The following is a 21,113-nucleotide window of genomic DNA, read 5'->3' as shown; positions in this document are numbered from 1 at the left end:
GTGAGCGTCGTCCTCGTCTACGTCCTGTTCATCGCCGCGGGTATCGCGGCGGGCGGCGCGTACTCCATGTGGAAGTTCAACAAACTGGCCTCGGGCGTGCTGCTGGCACTGGCGGTGCTGGCAGCCGTGGCGGGCGTTCTCAGGTTGCTGTAGTGCCGGTCGCAGTGGGGGAGCGCCGCGGCCTGCTCCGCACCCGCGGTCTGCCCACCGCGATGGTGATGGGCGCCGCGGCGTTCGGCGGCTGGGCGGTGCTGCTGCCGGTGGTTCCGCTGATCGTCTCGCTGTCCGGCGGCTCGGACACTCTCGCCGGCAGCGTGACGGCCGTGTTCATGGCCGCGACCGTCGCCACCCAACTCGGCGTGCCCCGGCTCCTGCGTAGATGGGGGCACCGGTGGGTGCTCGCCGCGGGCTGCATGCTGCTGGGGCCGCCGTCGCTTCTCCTCCTGCTCTCCACCGAGGCGATCCCGGTGCTGGCGGTGTCGGCCGTCCGGGGATCGGGCTTCGGCATGCTCACCGTCGCGAGCAGTGCGCTGGTCGCGGAACTCGTTCCGCGGCAGATGCTCGGCCGCGCGACGGGTGCGCAGGGAATCGCGGTGGCCGCCGCGCAGATGGTCGGGTTGCCGGCGGGGCTCGCGATCATGGCGCACTGGTCCGCGACCCCCGTCTTCGTGATCGGCGCTCTCATTCCCGCGCTCGCGGTCGTCGCGGTCACGCGGCTCCCCGCGATCCACGCCCCCGCGGATCGCGCGTCGCACGATCGCATCCCGCTCGCCGCCGTGTTGACCCCGTGGCTGTCGATCGCGATCGTGGCGGCCGCGTTCGGCGGTCTGTCCAGCCTGCTGCCGATCGCGATCTCGGAGCGGGCGTCGCTCGCGGGGGTGATCCTCGCCGTGTCGAGCGGGGCGACGCTGATCGGGCGGTACGCCGCGGGATCGTTCTCCGACCGGCTCGGGGTGGGCCGTGCCCTGATTCCCGCCCTGACGTTCGTGTGCCTCGGCCTGGTCCTGTTCGCCGTCGCCGCGGCGGCAGCGGCGCCCGTGCCGCTGCTCGTGTGCGCGGCGCTGGCATTCGGGTTCGGGTTCGGTGCGGTGCAGAACGAGTCGCTCGTCATGATCTTCACCGCCGCGGGACCGGCCCGATTCGGCTCGGCGAGCGCCGGATGGAACATCGGGTTCGACGCCGGCACCGGGTTCGGTTCCCTCGCGCTCGGAGCCGTCGCGTCGGTGGCCGGGTATTCCTGGGTGTTCGGGGTCGCGGCGACGGCGGTCGCGGTGGTCCCGGCCGCCGGAACGGTCGTCGGCCGCGCCCTCCGGCGTCGTTCGGCCGCCGGATAAGGTTGTGTCATGACCGTCTCCACGATTGCCGTCCTCGACTACGGCTCCGGCAACTTGCATTCGGCCACCCGCGCTCTGGCCCGGACCGGCGCGCGCGTCGAGGTCACGTCCGATCACAAGGTCGCACTCGCGGCCGACGGTCTCGTCGTTCCCGGCGTCGGCGCCTTCGCGGCGTGTATGGAGGGGCTCCGCGCGGTGCGGGGGGAGCGGATCATCGGTCAGCGTCTGGCCGGCGGACGGCCGGTCCTGGGGATCTGCGTCGGCATGCAGATCCTCTTCGAACGCGGCGTCGAGTTCGGCGTCGAGGCGGAAGGCTGCGGCGAATGGCCCGGCACCGTCGAACGGCTCCAGGCCGACGTGCTGCCGCACATGGGGTGGAACACCGTCGAGGCACCGGGCAACAGCACGCTGTTCGCCGGTATCGATCCCGACACCCGGTTCTACTTCGTCCACTCGTACGCTGCCCAGACCTGGGAACTGCCGACGCCGGAGCGGCTGGCGCCGCCCGCCCTGACCTGGGCCGATCACGGCGGCAAGTTCCTCGCCGCCGTCGAGAACGGCGCACTGTCCGCCACCCAGTTCCACCCCGAGAAGTCCGGCGACGCGGGCGCTGAACTGCTCCGCAACTGGGTTCGCAGTCTGTGACCGAACCCGGGGACGGGCGCGGCGACCTGTCGATCGGCAGGCTCGCCGTGTACGCGATGGGCGCCGCGACCGCGGTCCTGGTCCTCGCGACCGTGATCATTCTGGTGCTGAAACCGGGCCCCGTCCTCGGGCTGATCGTCGGGTTGCTCGGCGTCGCCGGTGCGATCGCCGCCATGGGTTACGTGTCGAAACGCATGACCCGCAACGCCTACGGCCGCGACCCCGAGGACCCGAAGCCGGGTTCCGACCGCTGAGCGACTAGGGTTGTCGCACGTGAGCCTGGTCCTTTTGCCTGCTGTAGATGTCGTCAACGGTGAAGCTGTTCGCCTCGTCCAGGGGGAGGCAGGAAGCGAGACCGGATACGGCTCGCCTCGTGATGCCGCCCTCGCATGGCAGAACGACGGTGCCGAGTGGGTCCACATCGTCGACCTCGACGCCGCCTTCGGTCGCGGCTCGAACCGTGAACTCCTCGCCGACGTGGTGGGGGAACTCGACGTTCAGGTGGAACTGTCCGGCGGAATCCGCGACGACGCGTCGCTCGAGGCCGCACTGGCCACCGGCTGCGGTCGCGTCAACCTCGGCACCGCCGCCATCGAGAACCCCGAGTGGTGTGCCCGCGCCATCGCCAAGTACGGCGAGAAGATCGCCGTCGGTCTCGACGTGCGCCTCGTCGACGGTGAGTACCAGCTTCGCGGCCGCGGGTGGGTCACCGAGGGCGGGAACCTGTGGGAGACCCTCGCCCGGCTCGACAAGGACGGCTGCTCCCGCTACGTCGTCACCGACGTGAGCAAGGACGGCACTCTCACCGGCCCCAATCTCGAACTCCTCGCGCAGGTCTGCGCGGCCACCGACGCCCCCGTCGTCGCCTCGGGTGGTGTGTCCACCATCGACGACCTCCGGGCGATCGCCGGACTCGTCGACCAGGGCGTCGAGGGATCCATCGTCGGCAAGGCGCTGTACGCGGGGCGGTTCACCCTCCCCGAGGCGCTCGCCGCGGTCTCGGGCTGAGTTCGCGCCATGGCCCTGTCCCGCGATCCCCGGGAACTCCTCGCCGTCGCCAGTGAGCTGCTCGACGGAGTGCACGACCGGTTCGTCTCCGGGGTGGGTGCGCCCAGCGCCGTCCACAAGGGCCCCGACGATTTCGCGACCGCCGTCGACCTCGAACTCGAGAAGCGGCTGACCGGCGAGTTGCGTGACCGGACCGGCATCGACGTCCACGGCGAGGAGTTCGGCGGACCCGACCTCGACAGTGGACCCGTCTGGGTGCTCGACCCCATCGACGGCACCTTCAACTATTCGGCCGGTCTGCCCACCGCGGGCACGCTGCTCGCGCTCCTCGACGACGGGGTTCCCGTTCTCGGTCTCACGTGGCTGCCGCTCGTCGGGCGGCGCTACGCGGCCGTCGCGGACGGCCCGTTGCTCGAGGGCGGTCAGCCGCTGCCGAGTCTCGGCCGCACGTCGCTGGCGTCRTCGATCGTGGGCTTGGGGGCGCTGAACATCGACAGTCGCGGGCGGATCCCCGGCGCGTACCGGCTGCAGGTCCTCGCGCAGCTCAGCCGGGTGTCCTCGCGGATCCGGATCCACGGGTCCACCGGGGTCGACCTCGCGTTCACCGCGGCCGGAATACTCGGCGGTGCGGTGGTGTTCGGCCACAATGCGTGGGACAACGCGGCCGGTGTGGCGCTGGTGCGCGCCGCGGGCGGTGTGGTGACCGATCTGGGCGGCAAGCCCTGGACGGTGATGTCCGATTCGGTGCTCGCCGGAGCGCCCGGGGTGCACGGCGAAATTCTCGATATCCTCGGATCACTGGGTGATCCCCGTTCCGAGCCTTCAGGAGGGCGTACGCAATGACTCTGGCGGTTCGAGTGATCCCGTGTCTGGACGTCGATGCCGGACGCGTCGTCAAGGGCGTCAACTTCGAGAACCTGCGGGACGCGGGCGACCCCGTCGAACTGGCGGCCGCGTACGACGCCCAGGGCGCCGATGAGCTCACGTTCCTCGACGTCACCGCGTCGACCGCTGACCGGGGCACCATGCTCGACGTGGTCAGCCGGACGGCGGAACAGGTGTTCATCCCGCTCACGGTCGGCGGCGGTGTCCGCACCGTCGAGGACGTCGACCGGTTGCTGCGTGCCGGCGCCGACAAGGTGAGCGTCAACACCGCCGCGATCGCGCGGCCCGAGTTGCTCCGCGAACTGAGCGAACGCTTCGGCTCCCAGTGCATCGTGCTGTCGGTGGACGCGCGCACCGTGCCGCAGGGCCAACCGGACACCCCGTCGGGGTGGGAGGTCACGACCCACGGCGGCAAGCGCAGCACCGGCATCGACGCGGTCGAGTGGGCGGTCCGCGGCGCCGAACTGGGCGTAGGGGAGATCCTGCTCAACTCGATGGACGCGGACGGCACGAAGGCCGGTTTCGACCTGCCGATGATCCGCGCGGTCCGCGCTGCCGTGCACGTGCCGGTGATCGCCAGCGGGGGAGCGGGCGCCGTCGAGCACTTCGCACCCGCCGTCGGAGCCGGCGCGGACGCCGTCCTCGCCGCCAGTGTCTTCCACTTCGGCGACATGACGATCGGCGACGTCAAGAAGTCCATGCGTGCAGAAGGGATCACCGTCCGATGAGTCTCGACCCGGCCATCGCGTCACGGCTCAAGCGCAACGAGGCGGGACTGTTCAATGCCGTCGCGCAGGAAAGGTCGACGGGCGACGTCCTGATGGTGGCGTGGATGGACGACGAGGCCCTCGCACGCACCCTCGAGACCCGTAAGGGCACGTACTATTCCCGCTCCCGTCAGCAGTACTGGGTGAAGGGCGAGACGTCCGGTCACACGCAGTACGTCCACGAGGTGCGGCTCGACTGCGACGGCGACACCGTGCTGCTCGTCGTCGACCAGGAGGGGGCGGCGTGCCACACGGGCACGCACACCTGCTTCGACTCGGACGTCCTGCTCGCCGCCGACTAGCGCAGCGGCCCTCGGCGGGATGTTCGTATGCCCTCGGGCAGGATGTCCGCATGCCACTTATTCAGATCAGTCAGACGCCGGGGCTCACGGCGGAGCAGAAGCGTGCCACGATCGAGGCCGTCACGAAGGCGTACGCCGACGCGACGGGTAAGAATGCGGCGACGGTGTGGGTGACGATCACCGAGGTGCCGCGCGACAGCTGGGGAGTCGGCGGGACGCCGCTGGGGTGAGCTGTCGGGACGCCGCTGGGGTGAGCTGTCGGGACGCCGCTGGGGTGAGCTGTCGGGACGCCGCTGGGGTGAGCGGCGGTCAGGCCTTGCCGGTTCCCGAGGCGATGCTCTTGTCGAGTTGGGTAAGCATGGCGCCGGACAGTTCGGACAGTTGACGGACCTGGTCGGCGGAGAGGCCGTCGAAGATCAGTGACCGGACGGATTCGACGTGCGGCGGCGCGGCCTCGACGACCTTGGCCATGCCTTCGTCGGTGAGGACGGCGTCGGAGCCGCGGCTGCCGCGGATGCTTTCGCGGCGCACCCAGCCGGCTTTCTCCATTTTGGTGACGACGTGGGACAGCCGGGACAGGGACGCGTTGGCGCGCTGTGCGAGCAGGGACAGCTGCAGGCGCCGGTTCGATTCGCCGGACAGTGAGGCGAGGACGAAGTACTCGAAGTGGGTGAGTGCCGAGTCGCGTTGAAGCTGGGTGTCCAGTGCGGCGGGGAGCCGGGTGACCAGTGCGATGAGGGTGAGCCAGGCCTCCTGCTGCTCTGCGTCGAGCCATCGGGTGCCGGGCTCTGTCGACGTGCCCTCGTCGTTACCACTCATCGGTGGTGTCCTCCGTCCGTACGTCGCTCCACGCGTGTGCAGCGTGTCCTCCATAGTTAGCACGCCGCGGGRCCGATTCGTGCCCGGGGAATAGTTGCCGCGCCCACGGGTTGACTCCTATAGTAACTTGAAGGTTCAACATTGAGGCGGCGGTGATCCGGCCGGCGTCCTCGATGAGGGATCTCGATCCGAAGGAGTCGCGATGACCGCCACCATGCCCGCACTGTTCCTCAGCCATGGTGCGCCACCGCTGGTGGACAGCGACCTGTGGGTGTCGCAGCTGGCGAAGTGGGCGGGCGACCTGCCACGGCCCAAGGCCATTCTCATGGTGTCGGCACATTGGGAATCGGCGCCGCTCACGATCGGATCCACCACCACCGGCACCCCCCTCGTCTACGACTTCGGGGGCTTCCCCGAACGGTTCTACCGGACCACGTACGAGTCGCCCGGCGCCCCCGAACTCGCGGCGCAGGTCGTGTCCCTGATGCCGGACGACGAGACCGTGTCGCACCAGCCGCATCGCGGCCTCGACCACGGCGCCTACGTGCCGTTGACGGTCATGTACCCCGATGCCGACATCCCGGTCCTCCAGATCTCGCTACCGACCCTCGATCCGCAACGGCTGTTGCACCTCGGTGAGCGGCTGCGTCCCCTGCGCGAGCAGGGCGTGCTGATCGTCGGGTCCGGATTCACCACCCACGGACTGCCGTTCCTGCGCGACCCGTCACCCGACGCGAAGGCGCCGGGCTGGTCCTCGGAGTTCGACGCCTGGGCGGACGAGCGTCTCGCCGCGGGCGACGTGGATTCGCTGATCGATTTCCGCTCGCTCGCGCCGGGCATGCCCTACGCACACCCGACGATCGAGCACTTCGCGCCGCTCTTCGTCACGCTCGGCGCGTCGAGCGACCCCGAGCAGATTCCCCGGCAGGTGATCGACGGTTTCTGGATGGGACTGGCCAAGCGGTCGATTCAGGTGTCCTGACGCGTCCGGAGGAAGGCCAGTGCCTGATCACCGTGCGTGTTCGCGCGGAACTCGCTCGAGATGACCTCGAGCACGGTGCGGTCGGTGTCGATGACAAACGTCGACCGCTTGACCGGGGCGAGTTTGCCGAGCAGTCCGCGGCGCACGCCGAACTGCTCCGCGACGGCTCCGTCGGCGTCCGACAGCAGCGGGTAATCGAAGGACTGCGCCTGCGCGAACGACGCCTGCTTCGCCACCGCATCGGTGCTGATCCCGGCGCGCGACGCCCCCACGGCGGAGAACTCCGTTCCGAGGTCCCGGAAGTGGCAGGCCTCGGCGGTGCAGACCGGCGTCGACGCCGCGGGGTAGAAGAACAGCACGAGGGGGCCGTCCTCGAGGAGGCTCGACAGCGATCGTTCGATGCCGTCCTGATCGGGCAGGGTGAATTCCGGTGCGAGCTGACCTGGCTTCATGGGTGCCGAGGCTACCCGCGCACGCAGACGGTGCGAGTGCGCCTGGGATGATGGTCGGCATGCACGGCGAGCCCACCACGATTCCCGCACCCGAGTCCGCCGCCACCCCGGCCGACGGCGGGTCCGACTCGACCACCACACGTGAGCAGTTCCACGCTCTCGCCGCCGAACACCGGGTCGTCCCGGTGACGCGCAAGGTGCTGGCAGACGCGGAAACACCGTTGTCTGCTTACACCAAGCTGGCGGCGAACCGGCCCGGCACCTTCCTGCTCGAGTCGGCGGAGAACGGCCGATCGTGGTCGCGATGGTCGTTCATCGGCGCGGGCAGTCCCGCCGCACTGACCGTCGTCGACGGTGAAGCAGCCTGGTACGGCAACGTTCCCGCGGGCGCGCCGTCCGGCGGCGATCCGATCGCCGCCCTCGGCCAGACCCTCGAACTACTCCGAAGCGAGCGGCTGCCCGATCTGCCGCCGCTGACCGGCGGCATGGTCGGCTTCCTCGGGTACGACGCGGTGCGGCGCATCGAGCGCATCGGCGAGCACGCCACCGACGACCTGCAGATCCCCGAGATGGTGATGCTGCTGGCGACGGATCTCGCGGCCGTCGACCACCATGAGGGCGCCATCACCCTGATCGCCAACGCCGTCAACTGGGACGGCACGGACGAACGCGTCGACGAGGCCTACGACTCCGCGGTGGAGCGGCTGGACCGGATGACACACGCCCTGTCGGCCCCGGCGTCGTCGACCGTGTCCACGTTCGCGAAACCCGCCCCCGACTACCGCCGTCAGCGCACCACCGAAGGGTTCGGCGCCGACGTGCAGAAACTCGTCGGCGACATCGAGGCCGGCGAGGCCTTCCAGGTGGTGCTGTCGCAGCGCTTCGAGATCGACTGCACCGCCGACCCGATCGACGTCTACCGGATGCTGCGCGCGTCCAACCCCAGCCCGTACATGTACCTCCTCAACGTGCCGAACGGCGACGACGAGACCGCGTTCTCGATCGTCGGCTCGAGCCCGGAGGCGCTGGTGACCGTGTCGGAAGGCGTGGCCACCACGCACCCGATCGCGGGCACCCGGTGGCGCGGGCACACCGAGGAGGAGGACATCCTGCTCGAGAAAGACCTGCTCGCCGACGAGAAGGAGAACGCGGAGCACCTGATGCTCGTGGACCTGGGTCGCAACGACCTGGGGCGCGTCTGCGAACCGGGCACGGTGAAGGTCCACGACTACCGCCACATCGAGCGGTACAGCCACGTGATGCATCTCGTCTCCACCGTCACCGGTCACCTCGCGGACGGCAAGCAGGCCCTCGACGCCGTCACCGCCTGCTTCCCGGCGGGCACCCTGTCGGGAGCGCCGAAGGTCAGGGCGATGCAGCTGATCGAGGAACTCGAACCCACCCGCCGCGGCATCTACGGCGGCATCATCGGGTACCTCGACTTCGCGGGTGACGCCGACACGGCCATCGCGATCCGCACCGCCCTGATCAAGGACGGCATCGGGTACGTCCAGGCAGGCGCGGGCGTCGTCGCCGACTCGAACCCCGAATACGAGGACACCGAGGCGCGGAACAAGGCGATGGCTGTGCTCAGCGCGATCGCGGCGGCGCACACGCTGAAGACCCTGGGAGGCGACACGCAGTGAGCGACGCGTCGGAGCCGGCCCGGGACCCCGCGCGGGCGGGGCGCCGCCGATCGATGATCGCGGTGCTGCTCCTCGCCGTCGCCGCAGTGTGCCTGTGGGGCGCCTCACGGATGACGTGGGTGGAGGTCACCTCCTCCGACGGGCTCGGCGAGGAACGCACGTCGGTGCTCGTGGGCGGCACGTGGGCGGCGGCGCTCACGCCGCTGGCGCTGACCCTGGTCGCCGCGATCGCCGCGTCGTTCGCCGTGAAGGGCTGGGCCCTGCGCGTGCTGGGTGTGCTCGTCGCGGTGGTGGCCGTCGCGGCCGCCGTCCCGGCGGTGGGGTTGCTCGTGTCCGGCGCCTCCGACGACGAGGCGGCTCGGCTGGCCGAGCTGCCGGGCCGGGCCGAGGTCCAGTCGGTGTCCGTGCACGCCGGACCCGCCGTTCTCGTGCTGGTGGGGGCCCTGGCGGCGCTCGCCGCCGCGGTGGAACTGGTCCGCAGGCCGAGGGTGCGGGCGGGGTTGTCCTCCAAGTACGACAGCCCGGGTGCGCGACGTGACGCAGCGAAGAAGGCCGGTGCCGATTCCGCCGACGGTCCCGTCACCCAGCGCATGCTCTGGGACGCCCTGGACGCGGGGGAGGACCCCACGGTGGAAGACAAGAAAGCCGAACCTGTCGACCAAGTTGACGGTTCGGACGAAGACCCGGGTACCCGGACGTAAACACAATCAGAGTGCCATCTAGGCTGGCTTCACCCCTGATGATGTTCCTCACATCGGGTTTCTGCCCAGAAAGGACTCGGGCCACGATGACCGTTCTCGACTCGATTCTCGACGGGGTGCGCGCCGACGTCGCCGCCCGCGAAGCCGTCCTTGACTTCGCCRCAGTCAAGGCTGCCGCCGCCGCCGCACCGCCGGCCCTCGATGCCGCGGCCGCCCTGCTCGAGCCGGGCATCGGAGTCATCGCCGAGGTCAAGCGCGCCAGCCCCTCGAAGGGTGCGCTCGCCGACATCGCCGATCCCGCCGAACTGGCCGCCGCCTACCAGGCCGGTGGCGCCCGCGTGATCAGCGTGCTCACCGAGGAGCGCCGGTTCCAGGGGTCCCTCGCGGACCTCGACGCCGTCCGCCGCGCGGTGAGCATCCCGATCCTCCGCAAGGACTTCATCGTCGGGCCCTACCAGATCCACGAGGCCCGCGCGCACGGCGCCGACATGGTGCTGCTCATCGTCGCCGCCCTCGAGCAGGACGCGCTCGCGTCGCTGATCGACCGGACGGAGTCGCTGGGCATGACGGCCCTCGTCGAGGTCCACACCGAGGAAGAAGCGAACCGGGCGATCGAGGCGGGCGCCAAGGTCATCGGTGTCAACGCGCGCAACCTCAAGACGCTCGAGGTCGACAAGAACACGTTCGGCGAGATCGCTCCCGGGCTGCCCACCGAGATCATCAAGATCGCGGAGTCCGGGGTGCGCGGCACGGCCGACCTGCTGGCGTACGCCGGTGCGGGAGCCGACGCGGTGCTGGTCGGCGAAGGCCTCGTCACCAGCGGTGATCCGCGCAAGGCGGTGGCCGATCTGGTCAACGCCGGCGCGCACCCGTCCTGCCCCAAGCCGTCGCGCTGAGGTCGCCCCGGCGGACCTGACCCGGACGGCGGCGGAACCCGGCCTCGAGGCAGACTGGACCTGTGACTTCACGTAATCAGGAAACCGTCTTCAAGGGTGGCAATCTGCCGCCTGCCAGCGCCGGAATCGCCGAGCGTACGACGCACGACCCCGATGCCGGAGGACACTTCGGCGTGTACGGCGGACGGCACGTGCCGGAGGCACTGATGGCGGTGATCGAGGAGGTCACCGCCGAGTACGAGAAGGCGCGCGGCGACGAGTCGTTCCTGAACGAACTCGACCGCCTCCAGCGCGACTACACCGGCCGTCCGTCCCCGATCTTCGAGGCGACGCGGATGAGCGAGTTCGCCGGTGGGGCGCGGCTGATCCTCAAGCGCGAAGACCTCAACCACACCGGCTCGCACAAGATCAACAACGTGCTCGGGCAGGTGCTGCTCGCCAAGCGCATGGGCAAGACCCGCATCATCGCAGAAACCGGTGCCGGCCAGCACGGCGTGGCCACCGCCACCGCCTGCGCGCTCCTCGGTCTGGAATGCATCATCTACATGGGCGCCGTCGACACCGAGCGGCAGGCGCTGAACGTCGCCCGCATGCGGCTGCTCGGGTCGGCGGTCGTGTCCGTCGAGTCGGGGTCGAGGACCCTGAAGGACGCGATCAACGAGGCGCTGCGCGACTGGGTCACCAACGCCCACAACACCTACTACTGCTTCGGCACCGCCGCCGGACCGCACCCGTTCCCGACCATCGTCCGCGACTTCCAGCGCGTCGTCGGTCTGGAGACGCGGGTCCAGGTGCAGGCGCTGACCGGCCGGCTGCCCGACGCCGTGACGGCGTGCGTCGGCGGCGGGTCCAACGCCATCGGCATCTTCCACGCCTTCCTCGACGACCCGTCCGTGCGACTGGTCGGGTACGAGGCCGCCGGTGACGGCGTCGAGACCGGAAGGCACGCCGCCACGTTCGCGGGAGGCACCCCGGGCGCGTTCCAGGGCGCGTACTCGTACCTGCTGCAGGACGAGGACGGCCAGACCATCGAGTCGCACTCGATCTCCGCGGGCCTCGACTACCCCGGGGTCGGCCCGGAACACGCGCTCCTCAAGGACATCGGCCGCGCCACCTACGAGCCGGTCACCGACTCGGAGGCCATGGACGCGCTGCGTCTGCTGTCCGAGCGTGAGGGCATCATCCCGGCCATCGAGTCCGCCCACGYCGTCGCCGGTGCACTGCGACTGGGCCGCGAACTGGGGGAGGGCGCGATCATCGTCGTCAGCCTGTCCGGGCGCGGCGACAAGGACATGGACACGGCAGCCAAGTGGTTCGGACTGTTCGATCCGGACGACTCGACCGAGACCACCACGACTGACAAGGAAGGTTCGGCCAAGTGAGCGAACGACTCTCGCGCCTCGACCCGACGTTCGCGCAGTGCCGCGAGGAGAAGCGTGCCGCGCTCGTCGGGTACCTCCCGGCCGGGTTCCCGACCGTGCAGGAATCCATCGACGTGTTCAAGGCGATGGTCGAATCCGGTTGCGACATCGTCGAGGTCGGCATCGCCTACTCCGACCCGGTGATGGACGGACCCACCATTCAGGCGGCGGCCGAGACGGCGCTGAAGAACGGCGTCCGGGTACGCGACGTGTTCACGGTGGTCGAGGCGATCGCCTCCGCCGGCGGCAAGGCAGTCGTGATGACGTACTGGAATCCGGTTCTGCAGTACGGCGTCGACAAGTTCGCCCGCGATCTGGCGAGCGCAGGCGGCCTCGGGCTGATCACCCCCAACCTCATCCCCGAGGAAGCCGGTGAGTGGATCGCGGCGTCGAAGGAACACGACCTCGACCGGATCTTCCTCGTCGCGCCGTCGTCGACCGAGGAGCGTCTCGCGATCACCCTCGACGCCAGCAGCGGGTTCGTCTACGCCGCGTCCACGATGGGTGTCACCGGCGCCCGTGACGCCGTGTCGTCGATGGCACCCGAACTGACGGCCCGCATCCGTGCCCACTCGGACATTCCGGTGGGTGTCGGACTGGGTGTCCGCTCCGGCGCGCAGGCCGCCGAGATCGCCGCCTACGCCGACGCGGTCATCGTCGGATCCGCGCTGGTCACCGCGGCGGAGAGCGGTCTGGACGCGGTGCGCTCGCTGACGGAGGAACTCGCCGAGGGCGTTCGCTCCGCTACCGTGGCGTCGTGACTTCCACCGTGGACGTACTGGCCTACATTCCGAGTCCGCCCCAAGGTGTCTGGTATGTCGGACCGGTGGCCCTGCGCGCGTACGCGCTGTTCATCATCGTCGGGATCGTCGTCGCGATCGTGTGGGGCGACCGTCGCTGGGTCGCCCGCGGCGGCGAGAAGGGCACCGTCCTCGACATCGCCATCTGGGCGGTGCCGTTCGGCCTGATCGGCGGCCGCCTCTACCACGTGATGACCGACTGGCCGACGTACTTCGGGGAGGGCGGCGACCCCGTCGACGCCCTGAAGGTGTGGCAGGGCGGCCTCGGCATCTGGGGCGCCGTGGCGCTCGGCGGTGTCGGTGCCTGGATCGGTTGCCGGCGCCGCGGCATCCCGCTGCCGGCGCTCGGCGATGCGGTCGCGCCCGCCATCCTGCTCGCGCAAGCGATCGGACGGCTCGGAAACTACTTCAACCAGGAACTCTACGGTCGCGAGACCGACGTTCCGTGGGGGCTCGAGATCTTCGAGCGCCGCAACGACGTCGGCCAGGTGTCTCCGCAGCTGATCGACGGGGTGTCCACCGGCGAGGTCGCGTTCGTGGTGCATCCGACGTTCCTGTACGAGGCACTGTGGAACGTGCTGATCGTGATCCTGCTCGTGTGGGTCGATCGCCGATTCCGCATCGGGCACGGCCGCCTCTTCGCCCTGTACGTAGCCGGGTACTGCGCCGGGCGCTTCTGGATCGAATTGATGCGCAGCGACCACGCGAGCCTCATCGCCGGTGTCCGCGTGAACTCGTTCACCTCCGCCCTGGTGTTCGTCGCGGCCGTGGTGTACTTCTCCGCTGCCACGAAGGGGCGCGAGGATCCGGCCGACCTGCGGCCTGTCGACGGCGAACCGGTCGCGGACGGCACCGCACCGGCGGAGCCGGACGAGACCGCACCGGCGAAGGGGGAGAAGAAGGTCGAGGGCAGGGACGAGGACGGGAAGGCGTCCGCATCGGAGTCGGTATCGGACGACAAGGCCGCGAGCACTGCGAGTGCCGGCGGGGATGCGGGCACGAAGACCATCGACAGCAAGAAGGATGACGCGAATGACTGAACCGGGGAAAGCATCCGACGATTCCGGCAAGGGTGCATCCGAGGACGCACACAAGGTCGACCTGGGTAAGAGCAGCGACGGCACCGAGAACAGCAGCGACTCGAGCCTGCCGCCCGAATTCGGCTCGCCCTTCGACTACGACGCCACCGCCGAGGCCTCGCTGTCCCAGCCGCCCGCCACGTCCGACGCGACGCCGTCACCGGGGTCGTCCGGAACGGGACCGGGCTGGGACACCTATTCGGGTGTCGGTAACGGCCCGGGCTGGGGGTCGACGCCCACCTACCCGTCGCCGGGCGGAACCGAGCCGACGGCCCCGTTCCCGAACGTGGGCGAGCCGACTTCGCCGACCGCGCCGTACACCGGGTACGAGAAGCCCCAGCAGCCGGACGGTCCGACCTACGGGGCGCCGGATCCGAATTACGGCGCGCAGTACGGGGCTGCTCCGCAATCGCCGCAGGACTACCAGCAGCCCGGGTACCAGCAGCCGGGGTACGGACAGCAGCAGGGTTACCCCCAGCAGGGGTACCCGCCGCCCGGGTACGCCCCCGGCTACAACGCGTACGCCGATCCGTCGGCGCCGTTCGGCAGGCACCCGCTGACGGGTGAGCCGTACTCCGACAAGTCCAAGTTGACCGCCGGGCTGCTGCAGATCTTCCTCGGCGCGTTCGGCGTCGGGCGGTTCTACCTGAACCAGCCCGGCATCGCCGTGGCGCAGATCGCCGTGACGTGGCTGACCTGTGGAATCGGCGGTATCTGGCCGCTGGTCGACGGCATCATGATGCTGACCGGGAGCGTGAAGGACCAGTACGGACGGCCCCTGCGGGACCAGTGACGATCCCCGGACACCGTGTGGCCCGTGTTGCTGATGCGACACGGGCCACCGCCCGTTCCGGGCCCGATTCGGCATATCTTGCCGGGTATCGGTCCTGGTAAGCTGAGCGCGCCGGATGTATGTCCGGTAACAACCTTCACGGGCCGATGCTGTCCCGGTAGACCCCCGAAAAGCAGTTAGCGCCCGTCGTGGCGACCCCGCTAGCGGAGGCCGCCGACAGCACGTGCGGAGCGCACACACTGGTGGTCTTCCCGGCCGATGTGGAGGTATATCGGTGCTGTTCTCGCAGTTGCCCGGTCCCCAGGGCTTGTACGACCCGGACCAGGAAGTCGATTCCTGCGGTGTCGCCATGGTCGCGGACGTGCACGGCCGCCGCTCCCACTCCATCGTCTCCGACGGCCTCCTCGCTCTCGAGAATCTCGAGCACCGCGGCGCGGCGGGATCCGAACCGAACAGCGGCGACGGCGCCGGCATCCTGCTCCAGCTCCCCACCGAATTCTTCGGGGCTCTCGCCTCGTTCGACCTCCCCGCGCCCCTGGACGACGGCAGCAGCACGTACGCGGCGGGCATCTGCTTCCTCCCGCGGGACCCGCAGGCGCGGGCGGCCGCGCAACGACGCGTGTCCGACCTCGCGGACGAGGAGGGCCTCCAGATCCTCGGCTGGCGTCCGGTGCCCGTCGATCCGGACGGCGCGGATGTCGGCTCGACGGCCCGCGCCTGTGCTCCGCACATGAGCCAGTTGTTCGTCGCTGGACCCGCCGTCGGCGGGATCCGGCCCGGCGGGCTCGACCTCGACCGTCTGGTCTACCCGCTGCGCAAGCGGGCCGAGCAGGTCACCCCCGACATCGAGTCGGAGGGCAGCGGCGTGTACTTCCCGTCGCTGTCGAGCCGGACGATCGTCTACAAGGGAATGCTGACCACGTCCCAGTTGGCGCGGTACTTCCCGGACCTGCGCGACCCGCGGATGGCGAGCGCGATCGCGATCGTGCACAGCCGGTTCTCGACCAACACGTTCCCGTCCTGGCCGCTCGCGCACCCGTTCCGGTTCGTCGCGCACAACGGGGRGATCAACACGGTCCGCGGCAACCGGAACCGCATGCGCGCCCGCGAGGCGTTGCTGTCGAGTGCGGTGATCCCGGGCGACCTGCGCAGGCTGTATCCGATCTGCACCCCCGACGCGTCGGATTCGGCGTCGTTCGACGAGGTGCTCGAACTGCTGCACCTCGCCGGCCGCAGCGTGGCGCACGCGGTGATGATGATGGTGCCGGAGGCGTGGGAGAACGACACGTCGATGTGCCCGGACCGGCGGGCGTTCTACCAGTACCACGCGTCGCTGATGGAGGCGTGGGACGGACCGGCGTGTGTGACGTTCACCGACGGGACCGTGGTCGGCGCCGTGCTGGACCGCAACGGCCTGCGCCCGGGACGCTGGTGGCAGACCGTCGACGGGCGGGTGGTCCTCGCGAGCGAGAGCGGTGTCCTCGACGTCCCGCAGTCGGAGGTCGTGGCCAAGGGCCGCCTCGAGCCGGGGCAGATGTTCCTGGTCGACACGTCCGAGGGCCGCATCGTGCCCGACGAGGAGATCAAGATGCGGCTCGCGGCGGAGTGGCCGTACGCCGAGTGGCTGTACGCCGGTCTGCTCGAACTGAAGACGCTGCCGGATCGCCCGCACGCGCAGCACAACCACGAGTCGGTGGTGCGGCGGCAGGTGGCGTTCGGGTACACCGAGGAGGATCTGCGCATCCTGCTCGCCCCGATGGCCACGTCCGGCGGCGAGCCACTCGGTTCGATGGGGACGGACACGCCGATCGCCGTCATGTCGCAGCGGTCGCGGCTGCTCTACGACTACTTCGTCGAACTGTTCGCGCAGGTCACGAACCCGCCGCTCGACGCGATCCGCGAGGAGATCGTGACGTCGCTGTCGCGGGTCATGGGTCCGGAGCAGAATCTGCTCGAGCCGACCGCGGCGTCGTGCAGGCAGATCGTGCTGCCGTGGCCGGTGCTCGACAACGAAGAGCTGAACAAGATCATCCACGTGAACGCGGACGGCARCCATCCCGGGCTCGCCGCGGCGGTGCTGCGCGCGCTGTACGACGTCGAGCGCGGCGGTGCGGGGATGGCCGAGGCGATCGAGGAGTTGCGGGCGCAGGCGAGCGCCGCCATCGCGGACGGCTACCGGACGCTGGTGATCTCGGACCGCGACTCCGACCACACCCGCGCGCCGATCCCGTCGCTGCTCGCGGTCGCCGCGGTGCACCATCACCTGGTGCGGACGAAGGAACGCACCAAGGTGGCGCTGGTCGTCGAATCCGGGGACGCCCGCGAGGTCCACCACCTGGCGCTGCTCATCGGGTACGGCGCCGCGGCCGTCAACCCGTACCTCGCGATGGAGTCGATCGAGGACCTGGTGTCCGAGGGCGAACTCACCGGCGTCGAGCACACGATCGCCGTGCGGAACTACCTCACCGCGCTCGGCAAGGGTGTGCTCAAGGTGATGTCGAAGATGGGCATCTCCACCGTCGGTTCGTACACCGCGGCGCAGGTGTTCGAGGCGATCGGCCTGGACCGCGACCTCGTCCAGGAGTACTTCACAGGCACCGTCAGCAAGCTGGGCGGCGCCGGTCTCGACGAGATCGCCCGCGAGGTCACCGTCCGCCACCGGCAGGCGTACCCGGACAACCCGGCCGAGTTCGCCCACCGGCGGCTCGAGGACGGCGGCGAGTACCAGTTCCGCCGCGACGGCGAACTGCACCTGTTCACCCCGGAGACGGTCTTCCTGCTGCAGCACGCCACCCGCACCGGTCGGCACGAGGTGTTCGCGAAGTACAGCGAGGAGGTGAACAGGCTGGCCGAGGCCGGTGGCGCACTGCGCGGCCTGTTCACGTTCCGCGAGGGCGTGCGCCCGCCCGTGCCGCTGGACGAGGTGGAACCGGTCGAGCGGATCGTCACCCGGTTCAACACCGGCGCGATGAGCTACGGCTCCATCTCCGCCGAGGCCCACGAGACGATGGCCGTCGCGATGAACAATCTCGGCGGACGCTCCAATACGGGCGAGGGCGGCGAGAACGTCGACCGTCTGTACGATCCGTCGCGCCGCAGCGCCGTCAAGCAGGTGGCGAGCGGGCGGTTCGGCGTCACCAGCGACTACCTGATCAACGCCAGCGACATCCAGATCAAGATGGCGCAGGGCGCCAAGCCCGGTGAGGGCGGCCAGCTGCCGGCGTACAAGGTGTATCCGTGGGTCGCGGAGACCCGGCACTCGACGCCGGGGGTCGGGCTGATCTCCCCGCCGCCGCACCACGACATCTACTCGATCGAGGATCTCGCGCAGCTGATTCACGATCTGAAGAACGCCAACGATCGGGCCCGGGTCCACGTGAAGCTGGTCAGTTCGGTGGGGGTGGGAACCGTCGCCGCCGGGGTCAGCAAGGCGCACGCGGACGTGGTCCTCATCTCCGGTAACGACGGCGGTACCGGCGCCACCCCGCTGACGTCGATGAAGCACGCCGGGGCGCCGTGGGAGATCGGGCTGGCCGACGCCCAGCAAACACTCGTGCTCAACGGTCTCCGCGACCGCATCACCGTCCAGTGCGACGGCGGGATGCGGACCGGACGGGACGTCGTGGTCGCGGCGCTGCTGGGTGCGGAGGAGTTCGGGTTCTCGACGGCCCCGCTGATCGTGGCGGGCTGCATCATGATGCGGGTGTGCCACCTCGACACCTGCCCGGTCGGTGTCGCCACCCAGAACCCGGAGCTGCGCAAGCGGTACACCGGCAAACCGGAATTCGTGGAGGAGTTCTTCCGGTTCGTCGCCGAGGACGCGCGCCGGTACCTGGCGAACCTCGGGTTCCGCAGCATCGACGAGGCCGTCGGTCACGCCGACGTCCTCGAGACCGCGCAGGGGATCGCCCACTGGAAGAACCGCGGACTCGACCTCACCCCGATCTTCGCCGTGCCCACCGGGCCGGACGGGGAGCCGCTGCCGCAGCGACGCCGGGACCGCGACCAGGACCACGGTCTGGACCGGGCACTGGACCGCACGCTCATCCAGCTGGCGGAGGGTGCCCTCGAGGACGCCCACGCCGTGGAGATCGAGATGCCGGTGCGCAACGTCAACCGGACCGTCGGCACGCTGCTCGGCGCGGAGGTCACCCGCCGCTACGGCGCCGCCGGGCTGCCGGACGACACGATCCGGCTCACGTTCACCGGCTCGGCGGGGCAGTCGCTCGGCGCGTTCCTGCCGCCGGGCATCACCATCGACCTGACCGGGGACGCCAACGACTACGTCGGCAAGGGATTGTCGGGTGGGCGGATCGTGGTCCGTCCCGCCGACGACGTCCTGTTCGTCCCGGAGACGCAGGTGATCGCGGGCAACACCCTGCTCTACGGCGCCACCTCCGGGGAGGTCTATCTCCGCGGACGCGTCGGCGAACGCTTCTCGGTGCGCAATTCCGGTGCGTCCGCCGTCGTGGAGGGTGTCGGCGACCACGCCTGCGAGTACATGACGGGTGGGCGGGTCGTGATCCTCGGACCGACCGGACGGAACATGGCGGCCGGCATGTCCGGCGGCATCGCGTACGTCCTCGACCTGGACCCGGAGGACGTGAACCAGGCGATGGTGAAGCTGATGCAACCCGACCCGGACGATCTGGACTGGTTGCGCGGCGCCGTCACCCGGCACCACCGGTGGACCGGTTCCGCGGTCGCGGCGTCGGTGCTCGCCGACTGGCCCCGGCGGTCCGCGCTGTTCACGAAGGTGATGCCGGTGGACTACCAGCGGGTGCTGGACGCGACCCGGATGGCGAAGGCGGAGGGACTCGACGTCGACACCGCGATCATGGAGGCGGCACGTGGCTGATCCCCAGGGCTTTCTGCACATCGTCAAGAAGGAGGCGCGCAAGCGTCCGGTCGCGGAGCGGATACACGACTGGAACGAGGTGTACGCGCCGCAGAGTTCCGCGGAGCGGTCCGCCGAGGTGTCCGAACAGGCCGCGCGGTGCATGGACTGCGGAATCCCGTTCTGCCACTCGGGAAGTGCGGGCTGCCCGCTGGGCAACCTGATCCCGGAGTGGAACGACCTCGTGCGGCGCGGCCGCTGGTCGGCGGCGAGCGAGCGGCTGCACGCCACCAACAACTTCCCTGAGTTCACGGGCCGGGTGTGCCCGGCGCCGTGTGAGTCGGCGTGTGTGCTTTCGCTCGCCGACACGCACACGACGGGCAGTGTCACGATCAAGCGGATCGAGCAGGCCATCGCGGACGTCGCGTGGGAGTCGGGGACGGTGGTGCCCACACCGCCGATGATCGCCACGGGACGGAAGGTCGCGGTGGTCGGTTCCGGTCCGGCCGGTCTGGCGGCGGCTCAGCAGCTGACCCGGGCGGGGCACGACGTCACCGTCTACGAGCGCGACGACCGGCTCGGGGGACTGCTGCGGTACGGCATCCCGGAATTCAAGATGGAGAAGGCAATTCTCGATCAGCGCCTGATGCAGATGCGCGCCGAGGGAACCCACTTCGTCACCGACTGCGAGGTCGGCGTCGACCTCACCGTGGAGCAGATGAGCGCGAACTTCGACGCGGTCGTGCTCGCGATCGGTGCGCTGCGGGCCCGCGACAACACCACCGTCGAGGGCCGGGAGCTGAACGGTATTCATCTCGCGATGGAGCACCTCGTCACCTCGAACAAGGAATGCGAGGGCGACGGTCCCGCGGACATCACCGCCAAGGGCAAACACGTCGTCATCATCGGCGGCGGCGACACCGGCGCCGACTGCCTCGGAACGGCGCACCGCCAGGGCGCGCTGTCGGTGACCCTGCTGGACTACAACCCGGAGTTGCCGACCGAACGGGACGAGGAGGCGACGCCGTGGCCGGCGTGGCCGATGGTGCTGCGGACGTCGCCCGCGCACGCCGAGGGCGGTGTCCGCCGGTACCAGGTCGCGGTGCAGCGGTTCCTCGGCGATGCGAACGGGAACGTCCGGTCCATGGTGCTCGCCGAGGTCGAAGTCACCCGCGAGGACGGCAAACGCATCATCACGCCGGTCGGCGAGGAGATCGAATTGCCGTGCGAACTGGCACTTTTCGCGATTGGCTTCGAGGGCGTCGATCTCGGTCCGCTGCTCGACGACTACGGGTTGTCGCCGACCCGGCGCGGAGCGCTCTCCTGCGGCCCGGGCTGGCAGACCACCGCACCCGGGGTCTTCGTCTGCGGGGACGCACATCGCGGCGCATCGCTCGTCGTGTGGGCGATCGCGGAGGGCCGGTCCGCGGCGCACGCCGTCGACGTGTACCTGACAGGGGCGTCGGACCTCCCGTCGCCGGTGCATCCGACGGCGCTTCCGCTGGCAGTCGTCTAAATGGAGAAGGGCGCGCGGGGCGACTAGGCTCGAGGCCGTGAACCGACGCACGAAGATCGTATGCACACTTGGACCTGCTACCGCCACCGGTGACCGTATTCGCGAACTCGTCGAAAGCGGTATGGACGTGGCGCGGCTGAACTTCAGCCACGGCGAACACGCCGATCACGAGGAGAACTACAAACGCGTGAGGGCGGCCTCGGACGCGACGGGCAAGGCGGTCGGTGTCC

General features: G+C 69.9%; 22 protein-coding genes. 20 read left to right on the top strand and 2 right to left on the bottom strand.

The window, feature by feature from the left end:
* From AC1DWT_RS22935 to AC1DWT_RS22895, 9 genes are read left to right on the top strand one after another with little or no spacing between them, the layout of a single operon-like run.
* Nucleotides 1-153 (top strand): hypothetical protein, encoded by a 153-nt coding sequence (locus AC1DWT_RS22935; protein ID WP_167372216.1) that lies wholly within the window; start codon nt 1-3, stop codon nt 151-153.
* Nucleotides 153-1,334, top strand: coding sequence for an MFS transporter (locus AC1DWT_RS22930; RefSeq protein ID WP_095865268.1), 1,182 nt, complete (start codon nt 153-155; stop codon nt 1,332-1,334). Before AC1DWT_RS22935 ends, AC1DWT_RS22930 begins: the two co-directional genes overlap by 1 nt.
* 9 nt (nt 1,335-1,343) lie before the next feature.
* Nucleotides 1,344-1,979 carry an imidazole glycerol phosphate synthase subunit HisH gene (hisH, locus tag AC1DWT_RS22925; protein ID WP_072945244.1) on the top strand — a complete coding sequence of 212 codons (636 nt, stop codon included), beginning with the start codon at nt 1,344-1,346 and terminating at the stop codon, nt 1,977-1,979.
* Nucleotides 1,976-2,233: a hypothetical protein gene (locus AC1DWT_RS22920; protein WP_072945241.1), complete on the top strand. Its 258-nt coding sequence runs from the start codon at nt 1,976-1,978 to the stop codon at nt 2,231-2,233. Before hisH ends, AC1DWT_RS22920 begins: the two co-directional genes overlap by 4 nt.
* 19 nt (nt 2,234-2,252) lie before the next feature.
* Nucleotides 2,253-2,987, top strand: a complete 735-nt coding sequence (gene priA, locus AC1DWT_RS22915; protein WP_005247511.1) for a bifunctional 1-(5-phosphoribosyl)-5-((5-phosphoribosylamino)methylideneamino)imidazole-4-carboxamide isomerase/phosphoribosylanthranilate isomerase PriA — start codon at nt 2,253-2,255, stop codon at nt 2,985-2,987.
* Between the two features lie 9 nt (nt 2,988-2,996).
* Complete coding sequence (locus AC1DWT_RS22910) at nt 2,997-3,830, top strand: inositol monophosphatase family protein (RefSeq protein WP_072945238.1); 834 nt, start codon at nt 2,997-2,999, stop codon at nt 3,828-3,830.
* Entirely contained in the window at nt 3,827-4,600 is a 774-nt protein-coding gene (gene hisF, locus AC1DWT_RS22905; protein ID WP_072945236.1) for an imidazole glycerol phosphate synthase subunit HisF, read from the top strand. Before AC1DWT_RS22910 ends, hisF begins: the two co-directional genes overlap by 4 nt.
* Nucleotides 4,597-4,941 carry a phosphoribosyl-AMP cyclohydrolase gene (gene hisI / locus AC1DWT_RS22900; RefSeq protein ID WP_072945234.1) on the top strand — a complete coding sequence of 115 codons (345 nt, stop codon included), beginning with the start codon at nt 4,597-4,599 and terminating at the stop codon, nt 4,939-4,941. The genes hisF and hisI overlap by 4 nt, the downstream gene beginning before the upstream one ends.
* A 50-nt stretch (nt 4,942-4,991) precedes the next feature.
* Entirely contained in the window at nt 4,992-5,171 is a 180-nt protein-coding gene (locus AC1DWT_RS22895) for a tautomerase family protein (protein ID WP_072945232.1), read from the top strand.
* 79 nt (nt 5,172-5,250) lie between these two features.
* Here the strand turns inward: AC1DWT_RS22895 and AC1DWT_RS22890 are convergent, their stop codons facing one another.
* Nucleotides 5,251-5,760 carry a MarR family winged helix-turn-helix transcriptional regulator gene (locus AC1DWT_RS22890; RefSeq protein WP_072945229.1) on the bottom strand — a complete coding sequence of 170 codons (510 nt, stop codon included), beginning with the start codon at nt 5,758-5,760 and terminating at the stop codon, nt 5,251-5,253.
* A gap of 202 nt (nt 5,761-5,962) precedes the next feature.
* On the opposite strand from AC1DWT_RS22890, the gene AC1DWT_RS22885 reads away from it, so the two are divergent.
* A complete protein-coding gene (locus AC1DWT_RS22885; protein WP_072945226.1) occupies nt 5,963-6,742 on the top strand; it encodes a dioxygenase family protein in 780 nt (259 codons plus the stop codon).
* Here AC1DWT_RS22885 and AC1DWT_RS22880 read toward each other — a convergent pair.
* Nucleotides 6,730-7,194, bottom strand: a complete 465-nt coding sequence (locus AC1DWT_RS22880; RefSeq protein WP_072945224.1) for a peroxiredoxin — start codon at nt 7,192-7,194, stop codon at nt 6,730-6,732. The genes AC1DWT_RS22885 and AC1DWT_RS22880 overlap by 13 nt on opposite strands.
* Before the next feature lie 59 nt (nt 7,195-7,253).
* On the opposite strand from AC1DWT_RS22880, the gene AC1DWT_RS22875 reads away from it, so the two are divergent.
* The 10 genes from AC1DWT_RS22875 to AC1DWT_RS22830 form a co-directional block, all read left to right on the top strand.
* A complete protein-coding gene (locus AC1DWT_RS22875) occupies nt 7,254-8,840 on the top strand; it encodes an anthranilate synthase component I (protein WP_072945393.1) in 1,587 nt (528 codons plus the stop codon).
* Nucleotides 8,837-9,541 carry a TIGR02234 family membrane protein gene (locus AC1DWT_RS22870; RefSeq protein WP_072945222.1) on the top strand — a complete coding sequence of 235 codons (705 nt, stop codon included), beginning with the start codon at nt 8,837-8,839 and terminating at the stop codon, nt 9,539-9,541. Before AC1DWT_RS22875 ends, AC1DWT_RS22870 begins: the two co-directional genes overlap by 4 nt.
* A gap of 86 nt (nt 9,542-9,627) precedes the next feature.
* Nucleotides 9,628-10,437 carry an indole-3-glycerol phosphate synthase TrpC gene (trpC, locus tag AC1DWT_RS22865; RefSeq protein WP_477922352.1) on the top strand — a complete coding sequence of 270 codons (810 nt, stop codon included), beginning with the start codon at nt 9,628-9,630 and terminating at the stop codon, nt 10,435-10,437.
* 62 nt (nt 10,438-10,499) lie between these two features.
* Nucleotides 10,500-11,819 (top strand): tryptophan synthase subunit beta, encoded by a 1,320-nt coding sequence (trpB, locus tag AC1DWT_RS22860; protein ID WP_477922351.1) that lies wholly within the window; start codon nt 10,500-10,502, stop codon nt 11,817-11,819.
* Nucleotides 11,816-12,619, top strand: a complete 804-nt coding sequence (trpA, locus tag AC1DWT_RS22855) for a tryptophan synthase subunit alpha (RefSeq protein WP_477922349.1) — start codon at nt 11,816-11,818, stop codon at nt 12,617-12,619. The genes trpB and trpA overlap by 4 nt, the downstream gene beginning before the upstream one ends.
* Nucleotides 12,616-13,698, top strand: coding sequence for a prolipoprotein diacylglyceryl transferase (lgt, locus tag AC1DWT_RS22850; RefSeq protein WP_206012643.1), 1,083 nt, complete (start codon nt 12,616-12,618; stop codon nt 13,696-13,698). The genes trpA and lgt overlap by 4 nt, the downstream gene beginning before the upstream one ends.
* Nucleotides 13,691-14,530: a TM2 domain-containing protein gene (locus AC1DWT_RS22845; protein ID WP_072945214.1), complete on the top strand. Its 840-nt coding sequence runs from the start codon at nt 13,691-13,693 to the stop codon at nt 14,528-14,530. Before lgt ends, AC1DWT_RS22845 begins: the two co-directional genes overlap by 8 nt.
* 274 nt (nt 14,531-14,804) lie before the next feature.
* Nucleotides 14,805-19,388, top strand: a complete 4,584-nt coding sequence (gene gltB, locus AC1DWT_RS22840; RefSeq protein ID WP_477922345.1) for a glutamate synthase large subunit — start codon at nt 14,805-14,807, stop codon at nt 19,386-19,388.
* Nucleotides 19,381-20,883: a glutamate synthase subunit beta gene (locus tag AC1DWT_RS22835; RefSeq protein WP_206012641.1), complete on the top strand. Its 1,503-nt coding sequence runs from the start codon at nt 19,381-19,383 to the stop codon at nt 20,881-20,883. The genes gltB and AC1DWT_RS22835 overlap by 8 nt, the downstream gene beginning before the upstream one ends.
* Nucleotides 20,884-20,920: 37 nt before the next feature.
* Nucleotides 20,921-21,113: pyruvate kinase (locus tag AC1DWT_RS22830; protein WP_477922343.1), on the top strand; the 193-nt coding region annotated here is incomplete at its 3' end.

The sequence above is a fragment of the Rhodococcus sp. P4_B6 genome (genome assembly GCF_056402215.1).
This window is presented reverse-complemented; position numbering and strand designations above follow the sequence as displayed.